This is a genomic window from Saccharopolyspora spinosa NRRL 18395, assembly GCF_000194155.1.
GTDB lineage: Bacteria > Actinomycetota > Actinomycetes > Mycobacteriales > Pseudonocardiaceae > Saccharopolyspora > Saccharopolyspora spinosa.
In genome coordinates this window covers 192,545-203,122 of the sequence record NZ_GL877879.1, presented here as the reverse complement: position 1 = coordinate 203,122, position 10,578 = coordinate 192,545, and the positions used below count along the sequence as shown (strand labels likewise).

At 64.3% G+C, this 10,578-nt stretch carries 13 protein-coding genes and 1 other RNA gene; 3 read left to right on the top strand and 11 right to left on the bottom strand.

The features are described 5' to 3' along the window. From SSPN_RS44710 to SSPN_RS55065, 3 genes are all read right to left on the bottom strand, one after another. Positions 1-1,324: DNA polymerase III subunit gamma and tau (locus SSPN_RS44710; RefSeq protein ID WP_010307675.1), on the bottom strand; the 1,324-nt coding region annotated here is incomplete at its 3' end. A gap of 96 nt (positions 1,325-1,420) precedes the next feature. Next, positions 1,421-1,515: signal recognition particle sRNA small type (ffs, locus tag SSPN_RS49980), an RNA gene on the bottom strand. Between the two features lie 140 nt (positions 1,516-1,655). Further along, positions 1,656-2,051, bottom strand: a complete 396-nt coding sequence (locus tag SSPN_RS55065; protein ID WP_143539450.1) for a hypothetical protein — start codon at positions 2,049-2,051, stop codon at positions 1,656-1,658. 238 nt (positions 2,052-2,289) lie between these two features. Between SSPN_RS55065 and SSPN_RS51435 the strand changes: the two genes are divergently transcribed. Then, a complete protein-coding gene (locus SSPN_RS51435; protein ID WP_143539449.1) occupies positions 2,290-2,853 on the top strand; it encodes a sce7726 family protein in 564 nt (187 codons plus the stop codon). Here SSPN_RS51435 and SSPN_RS51430 read toward each other — a convergent pair. The 7 genes from SSPN_RS51430 to SSPN_RS0119985 form a co-directional block, all read right to left on the bottom strand. Continuing rightward, positions 2,807-3,907, bottom strand: coding sequence for a beta family protein (locus tag SSPN_RS51430; protein ID WP_083821978.1), 1,101 nt, complete (start codon positions 3,905-3,907; stop codon positions 2,807-2,809). The genes SSPN_RS51435 and SSPN_RS51430 overlap by 47 nt on opposite strands. Positions 3,908-4,276: 369 nt before the next feature. Next, entirely contained in the window at positions 4,277-4,912 is a 636-nt protein-coding gene (locus SSPN_RS0120005) for a hypothetical protein (protein ID WP_010307672.1), read from the bottom strand. After that, entirely contained in the window at positions 4,909-6,132 is a 1,224-nt protein-coding gene (locus SSPN_RS44705; RefSeq protein ID WP_010307671.1) for a WXG100 family type VII secretion target, read from the bottom strand. The genes SSPN_RS0120005 and SSPN_RS44705 overlap by 4 nt, the downstream gene beginning before the upstream one ends. A 21-nt stretch (positions 6,133-6,153) precedes the next feature. Beyond that, positions 6,154-6,444 (bottom strand): WXG100 family type VII secretion target, encoded by a 291-nt coding sequence (locus SSPN_RS0119995; RefSeq protein ID WP_010307670.1) that lies wholly within the window; start codon positions 6,442-6,444, stop codon positions 6,154-6,156. Beyond that, complete coding sequence (locus SSPN_RS0119990) at positions 6,444-6,791, bottom strand: SAV_915 family protein (protein ID WP_010307669.1); 348 nt, start codon at positions 6,789-6,791, stop codon at positions 6,444-6,446. The genes SSPN_RS0119995 and SSPN_RS0119990 overlap by 1 nt, the downstream gene beginning before the upstream one ends. A 665-nt stretch (positions 6,792-7,456) precedes the next feature. Beyond that, on the bottom strand, positions 7,457-7,645 hold the full coding sequence (locus SSPN_RS62795) for a helix-turn-helix domain-containing protein (protein ID WP_420188273.1): 189 nt from the start codon (positions 7,643-7,645) through the stop codon (positions 7,457-7,459). A 111-nt stretch (positions 7,646-7,756) separates the two neighbouring features. Further along, positions 7,757-8,077, bottom strand: a complete 321-nt coding sequence (locus tag SSPN_RS0119985; RefSeq protein ID WP_010307668.1) for a hypothetical protein — start codon at positions 8,075-8,077, stop codon at positions 7,757-7,759. Positions 8,078-8,802: 725 nt separating this feature from the next. Here SSPN_RS0119985 and SSPN_RS0119975 point away from each other — a divergent pair. Then, a complete protein-coding gene (locus SSPN_RS0119975) occupies positions 8,803-9,648 on the top strand; it encodes a DUF5753 domain-containing protein (protein ID WP_010307666.1) in 846 nt (281 codons plus the stop codon). 12 nt (positions 9,649-9,660) lie between these two features. Further along, positions 9,661-9,867 (top strand): DUF397 domain-containing protein, encoded by a 207-nt coding sequence (locus SSPN_RS0119970; protein WP_010307665.1) that lies wholly within the window; start codon positions 9,661-9,663, stop codon positions 9,865-9,867. A 355-nt stretch (positions 9,868-10,222) separates the two neighbouring features. Here the strand turns inward: SSPN_RS0119970 and SSPN_RS60050 are convergent, their stop codons facing one another. Further along, complete coding sequence (locus SSPN_RS60050; protein WP_029535529.1) at positions 10,223-10,504, bottom strand: tyrosine-type recombinase/integrase; 282 nt, start codon at positions 10,502-10,504, stop codon at positions 10,223-10,225. Positions 10,505-10,578: the final 74 nt, after the last annotated feature.

Genomic DNA, 10,578 nt, shown 5'->3' with positions numbered 1-10,578 from the left:
CTGGCCCTGCAGGCGGTGCCGCCGGTGCCTGCGACGCGGCTGCCTCCTGCGTTGTGCGCTCGTGCGGCCGCTGGAAGACGCGCTTCGGTCGCGGATCGGCGTCCGCCGCTGGCGCAGCTGCCTGCCCGGCCGGCGACACGTCGGGAGCACCCTCACCGGGCGCGATGGTCATGCGGCGCTCGACGCGCTCCAACCGTTGCAGCAGAGCGGTTTCCGAGTCGGATGCGGCCGGCAGCAGCATCCGCGCGCAGAGCAGTTCGAGCAGCAGCCGGGGCGCGGTGGCGCCGCGCATCTCGGAAAGTCCGGTGTGGACGATCTCGGAGAACCGGGAAAGCGTTGCCGCGCCGAGCTGTTCGGCCTGGCTCTGCATCCGGGCGAGTTCGTCCCCGGCGGCCTCCACCAGTCCGCGCTGCGCGGCGTCCGGAACCGAGTTGAGCAGTACCAGGTCGCGCAGCCGGTCGAGCAGGTCGGAGCCGAACCGGCGCGGATCGTGCCCGGCTTCCACGAGCCGGTCGACCGTGCCGTACACGGCGGCGCCGTCGCCCGCGGCGAGCGCGTCGACCACGTCGTCGATCAGCGCGACGTCGGTGACCCCGAGCAGCGTCACCGCGCGCTCGTAGGTGACGCCTTCGGGCCCCGCCCCGGCAAGCAGCTGGTCGAGCACGCTCAGCGTGTCGCGGGCGGACCCGCCACCGGCCCGGATCACCAGCGGGTACACCGCGGGCTCGACCTGCACGCCTTCGTCGCGGCAGATGCGTTCGAGCAGCTCGCGCATCACGCCCGGCGGCATCAGCCGGAACGGGTAGTGGTGGGTCCGGGACCGGATGGTGGTGAGCACCTTGTCCGGTTCGGTGGTGGCGAAGACGAAGATCAGGTGTTCCGGCGGTTCCTCGACGATCTTCAGCAGGGCGTTGAAGCCCTGCGTGGTGACCATGTGGGCCTCGTCGATGATGAAGATCCGGTACTGCGACTGAGCGGGCGCGAAGAAAGCCCGATCGCGCAGCTCGCGGGTGTCGTCGACACCACCGTGGCTGGCCGCGTCGAGTTCGACGACGTCGACGCTGCCGCCGCCTTCGGGCGCGAGCGCGACGCACGAGTCGCATTCGCCGCACGGGTCGGCGGTCGGGCCCTGCGCGCAGTTCAGCGAGCGGGCGAGGATGCGCGCGCTGGAGGTCTTGCCGCAACCACGCGGCCCGGAGAACAGGTACGCGTGGTTGATCCGGCCGGCGGACAGCGCGGTCCGCAGCGGTTCGGTGACGTGGTCTTGCCCGACGACCTCAGCGAAGGTCGCAGGCCGGTACTTGCGGTAAAGGGCGAGCGCCACGGTGGAAACCCTACGCGGTGAGCACGACAACCCGAACACGGCCTGAAACCCGCCCCGGACCTGCCGGTCAAGCCGGGAGGGCGGTCCCTGGAAAAAATAAGGGGACCCCGTGCACCCGCCAGAGCCCGCTTACCCTTGCTGCCTTCCGGCCCTGGGGGAGTTCACAGGATGGACGCCGCACGAGGTCCGCACTCAGTGTAACCCGAAGCCCCGAGCGGCCCGGAACGCGACCCCACCGCACCGATTCCACACGCCCACAGCACGCCGTTCGACCTGTTCAGCAAGCTGAACCAGATCCGCCACCGCGTTCTTCCGAACCGCGGGTGATCTCTCACCAACCTCGGCAGACTCGCCGCGCCCGCCCCGCCGGGCGGGAACCCTGCACCACCGCCGCCGAACGGGCAGAACCCACCGAACCCGGGCGAGCCCACACCGCCACCGGGGAAAAACGCCGCCCGGCCAGACCCCGCCTGGGCAGAACCCGGCGCCGGGTGAGCAGCCCGGCGGGCTCGCCGGCTACCTCGTGTCCCTCATCCGCACTGTCCTGCCCTCGGCTTGGGGTGCGCTGATCGCCTGGCTGGTCTCGACCCGGTTGCTTCCGCCGGATCTCGGCGAGCAGGCACAGCCTCTTGCCACGACCGTGCTCGTACCGGTCGCCGGTGCTCTGGTCTACGGCGCGGCCCGATGGCTGGAAACCCGACCCGGTCTCCCGCAGTCGGTCGCGCACCTCCTTCTTGGCTCCGCCCGGACACCCAGATACACCCGATTCGGCGAATCGCCGAATCAGCACAAGCCACCACGGTCGTGACGGCAAGCGGCATTCACCACTCCTCGGCCTCTTCGAGCCAAGAACGCGGCCCCGACCAACTTGTTTTGCTTGCTCGTCCGCAGTCGGGTGCCGAGACAGAGCCCAGCTGTCAGCGGTAGGTTGAGTCTGTTCAAAGTTTCGTTCGGAGGGCATTGAGATGCGTGACAGAGACGTACGTGCGTGTCTCGCCGAACGTCTGCGCAACGAACATCCCAAGCCTGACACACGCTTCGTTGACGAACTCGATCTCGGTGGACTGGTCCGAGTTGATGTAGCTGCCGTCAACGGCTCACTATGGGGCTACGAGATCAAAAGTGCGCGGGACAACTTGCGGCGACTTCCGCTCCAGATCGAGATCTATTCGCGAACGCTTGATCGCGCGGCACTCGTCGTAGCCGAGTGCCATGCAACCAAGGCCGTACAGATGTTGCCCGAGTGGTGGGAAGTTATCGTGGCCAGCGAGCACAAAGGCAGCACGCACCTACGAACCATGCGACCAGGCACGCAGAACCCTGCGGTAGATCCATGGGCGGTCGTTCAACTACTGTGGCGCGACGAAGCGCTGGATGAACTCGCGTACTGGGGCTTGGACCGCGGGGTACGGTCCAAGCCTCGCCGCGATATCTGGAAACGGATGGTCGAGCAGCTAGATGTCTCGACGATCCAGGCAGCGGTCAGGACTCGTTTGAAGTCCCGTACCGACTGGCGAGTTGGCCAGTGACGTAGGTCAAGTGGTGGTCGGTGGCAACCCGTCGCCAATGCTCAGGGTTGCTGCCCCCGACATCTTCACGCGCGACCTGCGCTATCCATTTGTCGCCCAACGAAAAATCAGGCCCACAGAACTCGTCGGACTTGACAACTAAACGCGCCGGAGGCACGACCGCCTCGCCGCCAATGCGCTTGAATAGTCCGCCCTTGGCGACCAACCAGGCGTCCTCCACTGTGTAGCGGAGTTGACCGCTGATGTTCAAGATCTTGGGATCGACCATGAGGAAGGGGTCGGGATGTGCAACTCCGTAGTCTCCGAAGGCAGGCCGACGTGCATGCGCCTGGGACGCCTGATCATCAACGCGGCAATATAGCTGCCAGTCCACTCGGGGGACTCGGTGAAGCGTATCCTTTTCCATACCGGCTAAGTCTTTTGGAAAGGATCCGCCTGCCAAGGTCAGTGAGCGCCACTTCTCTGCATCGGGCAGCGCCAACAACTCTCCGAAAACGGCGGACTGGGCTAATTCGGAGCCCATTTGATCGCCGAGATCCAGTACGAGGTCGACCTGCGTCGGATCGACCTCGATCTGATCGAGAAGCTCGTACAGAGAAGTCGCGGCACCCGGCAATGAAGGCCATGCGAAAGGCTTGAGCCTCACACATACACCGTTCGCGTGCTCCTTGTGAAGCGCCCCAGCAGCTGCCAAGTATTCAGGGCACCTATCTGGAGCGACAACCGGTATCAGCACCGTACCGTGGTGAGCCGCCTCATTGACCAGGCCTGCGAGCGAATCACCAACTACAGGTCCGTCTAACCCATCATCGAGGTGCTCCAGGTCGACGAATGCATATCCGCCGGGCCAGCAATCAGCGAGATGCTTAGCCAGCGGCTCAACGTGCTGCCTTACAGTCTTCTTCCACTGTTCACCCTCGAAGTCCCAGTCCCGAGGGTGCACCGTGAAAAGTGGAGTCATCCGTTTCTTTACGGAACTACGCAAGTCCTTCAGTGCAGACCGCTCGCCGCGTCGAGTTAGCAGGATCGGAATGTAGTGAAAATTATCGTGCACCGTGCAGCCTCCTGGACAGGAACCACCTGATCGCCATTGCTCTACCCAGTGACATGCTCACATAGAGCAACTGCCGTCTGCAGCGGCCAAACAGCTGATCGAAAGGAATGCACCGAGCCCCGCTTTTCGCACAAGTGTTCCACTGCGTGTCCAGCTACATTCTCGGCACTACGTTCCGTCACCAAGAAAGCGCGAAATTTGCTCCAGGATTCACTCGATCAGCCCTATTCGCCTGCGGCGAAAATACACCCTTCGGAATCCTCACTACCTTAATTTGAGCTTGCCAAGTGCCCGCTGGTTAGTCTTGGCGTTGCCTCGTTGAACGGAGTAGAGGATGCCGTTGTAGATGAGGTCTCACTGCGCCTGGGGCTAGGCGTCGCGTGATTCCCATTTCCGAAGGTGCGGGGGGATGTTGAGGCCGAGGTAGTCGCGCGCCATCTTGTTGGTGCTGGCACCACCCTCGTGGACTGAGTAGAGCAGGCCGAGATAGGCCAGGTCCCACAGCTCCCGGTTCAGTTGCAGGTTGTTGATCTGCACGTAGAGCTGCCGGCCGTGGCTGTCCTCGATGTCGAGGTAGTGCGCGGCTCCACCGACGGTGACGTTGACCTTGGTCAACTCGTAGGTCTTGACGAAGTTCTTTCCGTAGGCGAGCCAGTCCGCGCCGGCCGACATGCGGAGGTTGCGGCCGGTGAGAAGGAACAAAGACGGCCACGGAACGATGAACAGCCAGAGCCACCAGACGGTCACCCAGCCGAACCCGAAGTCGCGCCAGGTGAAGAACGCCACCATGATCGTGACCATGATCAGGCCGAAGGTAAGGGCACGGCCTCGGGTGGGAAAGAACCATTCCAAGATCGGCCCCTCACCCTCCGGCTGTTGAGGAACCTTGGTCACGCCACGCTTGTGCTTGACCTCCGGTGACTTCCAGCCGGGTTCCAGCGGCGCACGAGGCGGCCGTGGTTTTCCGGTCTGCGAGTCGGGTTTCGGCGGAAGTCCGTTGTTCATCGGCCCATCTTCGGGTTGATCTCTTCCAGGCGTCTACCGGTGTCCTCTATGCCCTGGACCATATCGTCGCCCCATTCCTCGATCGCGAACCCGACGCCCCAGGAGGCGACTGCGCCGCCAGCGACGACCCATCCCACTGGGGTGCCCATCGCCGCCAACCCGACCGAGGTGGCGGCCCCCGCGACAAATCCGCCGAGCCCGGAGGCCACGCTGGTTGTCGGGTCCTTGCCAGCGATGCCGATGTCATAGCCGATGCCGCCCAGGGTGATTCCGAACCCGACGACAGGCAGCTTGGAGCCAAGCTTCAGCGCGCCCCGGAGCAGGCCGGTCCCTGCCGTGGGAGTCTTCGCAGCCCTGCCGAAGTCGAGGTTCAGTTGCAAGATCGCCTTGGTCCGGGGGCCGAGGCGATCCACCCACTGCGCGGTCCGTGTGGCGATTGCCTTGCTCTCCAGCGCGGCCGCGGCCTGGGAACGGGTGATGTTGATAGCCGCGGCTCGTGTTCGCGCTTGAAGGCTCATGTACGGGTTTTGCGAGAGACGCTCAGAAACCTCGATCGCACCGCTGCGCGCGATCTGCGACGCCTTGGCGCGCATTGCAGCGGTCTGTCCCAACGTGGCACCAGCGAGGCCGGCGATAACGTCCGAGGCGTTGAAAGGAGACTTCTCGATGAGCCCGCCGAGGAACCGGTTAAGGATGGCGATCGAGTCGCTCGCCAGCTGCCGGCCTTCGGAAACCAAGACAGCACAGTCCGCGTACGCCTGCACCTTTCGGGCGAAGTCGGATTGTGCTCGCACTGCCTCGGTGTGGATCTGTTTTTGTTCAGGGCTGGCGGGTTTGTCGGTGGGCAGCGGTGTTGGGTCTGCTGGTTCCGGGCCAGGCTCCATGATCAGGTCGCCTTGGACGACCAGTCCCGCGTTCAGCGCAAGCTCGCGCGCTTGATCCATGCGCACTTTGACGGTGTCGATGGCGTCTGCGTGGCGGCGCAGTTCCCGGGCGAGGTCGGAGTAACTGATCGACACGTCGTCGACACGTGGCGCGACCTTGCCCATGCCGTCGCGGAAGGATTGGCCGGCCTCGCTGGGCCAGCTGCCTTCGGACTCGCCGCGAACACGGTTGATGATGTCCAACGCCGCGTCAACGGCTCGCGCCATCCCGTCCAGCCAGTCCGCTGCCGTGCGGATCGTTCCCGGCTGCGCGTCGACCTTGATATCAAGTGGCATGATTCAAATCCCCAGTAAGACTCATCTCGGCGCGTTCGGGTTGGAGCGAGCGATATCGTCGGCGTTGCCGTGGTCGGTCTCGATGTAAAGGTTGCTGCCTGCCGCGACCTCGTCACCGACGTAGTTGAGGGCCTCGACGATCTCTGCCGCTGACAACGTCAGCATCGCCATGACGCCCGCAACTGCCTCGCTCGCCACCCCGACCTGCGGAGCAGGAGGGGGTGCGGCACTGCCGTCCAGTTCGGCCGCGCCGGTGCGGAGCCTGCTTGCGAGGGCTTCCAATTCTCCAAGCTGGGCGTGGGTTCCGGACATCAGTTGGTTCCCCCTGCGGAGTCATTGCGTTGGTCGTCGGGAAGCACTGCGTCCCACAGCACCAGATCAGCGCCGCTGTGCTGTTGGATCTCCGCGACCTTGTCGGGAGGCAGTGACGCCCAGGGCTGCAGATCCCCGCAGCCGATGACCAGCGCCTCCAGCGAGCTGAATGCCAGCACCGCCAGGCGCCCGTCCTCAAGTCGCCGAAGTTCGACGGTGACGTCCTTGTCGCGACTGACGAAGCGCTCGGCAAGCGGAACGAAGGCCGGTTCGGGTTCCTCGCCGTTGGCTGCTGCGACGTAGTCAGCCCCGATCACCGACGGCGCCACGTCTCCGTGGTCCCGCATCACGTCACGGTCCCCGTAAGCCAAACTTCCCCCTCATACGACTGTTTTCCCAGGCGGGCACGCTACCGAGCTGATCGTGCTCCCAGTCGACCTCGACAACACGTCACCCGAAAGGCCCAAACACGACAAAGGCCGGCGCTGTAGATCATCTCTACCGCGCCGGCCATTTCCCGTGACAGAGCCGAACTACTCAATCCCCGGCATCGGGCTCCTCCTCATCAACATCGTGACCGACGCCGGTTGCAACGGGGTCGATATCGACCGGTACCGGGACTGGTGGTCCTGTGACCTCTGGTCGATCGTCGGGCGAGTTGGCCATGCGGGACTCCTTTCGCTTAATGAATGGGTGGCCGGTCGGTGCCCTGGGAGGCGCCGCACCGACCGGCCGTCCGCTCGATGCCGGAGGTCGGGGGCAGCAACATCGAGCGGAGTCTCAGATGATTCATGCGCTCCGGCGACGCGGGCCGATACGCGAACGCAGCCACAGGCGCGCCTGAGTGGCAACGTCCGACTCGTCAGCCCAGTCGGATCCAATATGGACTGTTTCGATGAGCTGGTCGTTGTCGTGGGAGCTACCGATGTCGCCGCGGTGGACGGTGAAGTGTCGGTGAGACGCGTTCGACTCGCCAAGCCATCGGCAGAAACCGCTTCGGTCCCTTTCTTGCTCATAGCGCGACACGGGGCAAGGTCGGTTCTGGGCGCTGCGGCGTGGAGTTAGTTGTCGTTTTGGAGGGAGCACCAGGCGGACGGAACTCGGCGCCGGCTTCTTGGAGCAGCAGGCGCACAGCTCCATAGGAACGGCCGGATACCTCGACTAGTGTCCTGCGCCAGAAATTCGTGGCCGAACCGGCCAGGTCATCGTCGATTTTGACGTAGAGTGCGATCACGAGGGTGTCCAGGTCTGTCGTCACAAACGGATCATGGACCCCCTCGCCTCATGCTCGCAGGAATTTGGAATTACTCGTCTAGATCCCGACAATCGCGGCGATCTTCGCCGCAACGTCTTCACGCAACGCATGCCGCCCTGTGCTCTCGGCTACCTGCCTGCGCTCTTTCTCGACCCGGTCGAGCAGGTGCGCCACCGTCAACGCGCCCTCACCAGCGCCGGCATGCTGACCACCCGGCTCAGCGATCTGCATCCGCCACCCAACGAAGAGCAGCAACCCGGCACCAGGCAGCAAGCCGGCTAAAACAGAAGTAAAGAAGACACCCCAGTTCAGTCCTTTCCGAAACATCGCGAGCACCTCGGCAAGCGCCCGACCACAGATGGATGCGGCGGCGTACACACGGCACCGCAATCAGCAAGAGCAAGCCGGACCCGATCCGGCCCGAACAACAACCGCTCGACGTTCACCCGCGACACGCGATGCAACCGGGCGGTAAACAACCCCGGGCACACCGCATCCGACCGGAGCTTGGTCACCGCAGCGGATCGCCGGGCAGCCACAGCTCAGAAACCGGCGACCTCGCCAAGCGAGGGGCACCCGGCGAGTTGTGTGGCGGCAGTTCCAGCAAGGCCGGAACAACGTCAGCGACCGGGCCGTGCCTGTGCCAGACGGCCGGCGGAGAACCGAGTTCCAGATCCTCAATCCGGAACCGGGCAGCGATGGCGTCGTCAGCCGCGCTCGCCATGAACATGTCCATCACCCATCGCTGACTCGCATGCCCTGCACGGCGAGAACGTTGGCGGGCCCTGGCAGATAACGGAACCGAAAGCCGGCCCGGACGCTCGTCCGCAAAGCATCCAAGTGCGGACGCAGCCACGCTTCCGGCCACGAGTCAATCTGCCGTTCCCCGACCATCAGGTCTTCCCTTCGTGCTCGAACTCAGCCATGAACGCGAGTCGCGGCTGCTCTCGACTCTGTGCCCACTAGGCACATGAGCATCACAACGACAAGATTCAAACTACAAGTTGCAATTGAAGGTTTGTAATACTCCGAAAGAGGGATCTTGGAGGATCGCAGCGAGAGACCAGGCAGGATGCGACCCGCCGACACAACGAGAGGGAGCGATGGTTACCCCGGAGAACAACCCAGCAGTCCGACGCGTCCAGCTGGGCCTACTGCTGCGCGAACTCCGCGAGCAACACGACGTCAAGCCAAAGACGATCGCCGACCGGCTTGACTGGTACCCCGGCAAGCTCACGCGTGTCGAGAAGGGCGAGCTCACGGTCGCCGCAGCCGAAATGGACGTCTTGATCGACCACTTCGGGATCACGGACGAAGACGAAGCCAACAAGCTTCGCCAGCTGGCGTCGGACGCTCGCAAGAGAGATCGACCAAGCCGCGTACCAGACTGGGCGAAGACCTACGCTGCCCTCGAAGCTGCGGCAGCCGAGGTGAAGGCTTACAAGGTCGACCTCGTGCCAGGCATCATGCAGACCGAGGCGTACGCCCGCGCCATCCTGTCCACCTCGCTGGTCACGCCGTTGCCCGAGATCTACGAACGAGCGGCCGAACGCGCCCGACGTGGCGAAACGATCGTCCGGAACAGCAATCGAGAGATCTCGGTCGTTCTCGGCGAAGGCGTGCTGTATTGCGAGGTTGGCGGGCGAGACACCCTGCGCGAGCAGTTGCGACACATCCGGGAGCTGACAGAGCTCCGCCACGTCACGGTTCAAGTCCTGCCGTACACCAAGGGCGAGCACGCTGCTCTCGGAACACCGTTCACCGTGCTGCACCTCGCTGATCCGGTGGCGACCTACACCTACCTCGAAGGGCTGACGGACGCCGACTACCTGGACCGCCCCAATCACACCAACGTGTACGTCCAGGCGTTCGATAGGCTGAGGGTTGCTGCTCTCGATGACAGAGAGTCGGCGCGAATGCTCGAACAACGAGCCAGTGAGCTTGAGTGAGGGAGCAGTAACATGCGTGCCCCTGACCTGGGACCGGTGACCTGGCGCAAGTCGAGCCGCAGCAGCGGTAACGACAACTGCGTCGAAATTGGCGAAGCGCCTGCGGCGCGCGGGGTTCGTGACTCCAAGCTCGGTGAGGCAAGTCCGATTCTGACGTTCAGCCGCCGAACCTGGTCGACCTTCGTGACGGCCGTCAAGGCCGGTGAGCTGGACGGCTGACCATCAGGCCAAAGCGCCCGCCCGGCAAGATGCCGGGCGAGGCGCTTGTCATTCCGCGGAACTGCATCCGAGCTTGGTTGCCGATCTCGGACCTCGCCGGCGCACCCTGGCGCTCTTGCGCGCAAGAGCACGGAAGTAAGCCTTGCGCGCCGACTCCGCTCCTCGGGCACGTTCCTCGGGCTGAAGGACACCGTCGGGGTCAACCTGGCGCTCGAATCGTTCGAGTGCGGCTCGGCGTGCCGACGCGGTCTCGGCCGTGGGGCCGAGACGTGGGCCCACCGGGCGTGTGCCGCTGCGTAGGACCGGATTTTGCGCTGTGCTGGGGTGAGGTTCTTGCTTGCCGCCATGCACCCGATTAGGCGATGCGGTCGGCGATGCCGAGGCGAGCCTGCTCATTGAGGGCTCGTCTGGCTGCGGCTTGCTTGCCGTAGTGGCGAGCTATCTTGGTGGAGCTCCATCCGGCGATCATCATCAGCCCGTCCTCACTGCCGCACACATCCTGCCAGCGGTGCGAGAAATCGTGCCGGAAGCGGTGTGCACGGAGTGAGCCAGCGATACCGGCCTGCGTGCCCCTGCGGCGGAGCATGTTCTTGATGCCGTCTGTCTTGAGCGCGAGATCGCGGCCGAGGATAGCCACATGCAGGCGCGTTCCCGTCCGAATGCTTCTCCCGTTCCTTGAGATAGTGAGCCAGCACGAGCCCGGTGCTATTG

What these genes read in the sequence shown, in the direction of transcription:
- SSPN_RS0119995 (WP_010307670.1), bottom strand. Translation starts at nt 6,444, where the DNA reads ATGTCCGGAACCCACGCCCAGCTTGGAGAATTGGAAGCCCTCGCAAGC.
- SSPN_RS0119975 (WP_010307666.1), top strand. Translation starts at nt 8,803, where the DNA reads ATGGTTACCCCGGAGAACAACCCAGCAGTCCGACGCGTCCAGCTGGGC.
- SSPN_RS0119970 (WP_010307665.1), top strand. Translation starts at nt 9,661, where the DNA reads ATGCGTGCCCCTGACCTGGGACCGGTGACCTGGCGCAAGTCGAGCCGC.
- SSPN_RS44705 (WP_010307671.1), bottom strand. Translation starts at nt 6,132, where the DNA reads ATGCCACTTGATATCAAGGTCGACGCGCAGCCGGGAACGATCCGCACG.
- SSPN_RS51435 (WP_143539449.1), top strand. Translation starts at nt 2,290, where the DNA reads ATGCGTGACAGAGACGTACGTGCGTGTCTCGCCGAACGTCTGCGCAAC.
- SSPN_RS0120005 (WP_010307672.1), bottom strand. Translation starts at nt 4,912, where the DNA reads ATGAACAACGGACTTCCGCCGAAACCCGACTCGCAGACCGGAAAACCA.
- SSPN_RS0119990 (WP_010307669.1), bottom strand. Translation starts at nt 6,791, where the DNA reads ATGCGGGACCACGGAGACGTGGCGCCGTCGGTGATCGGGGCTGACTAC.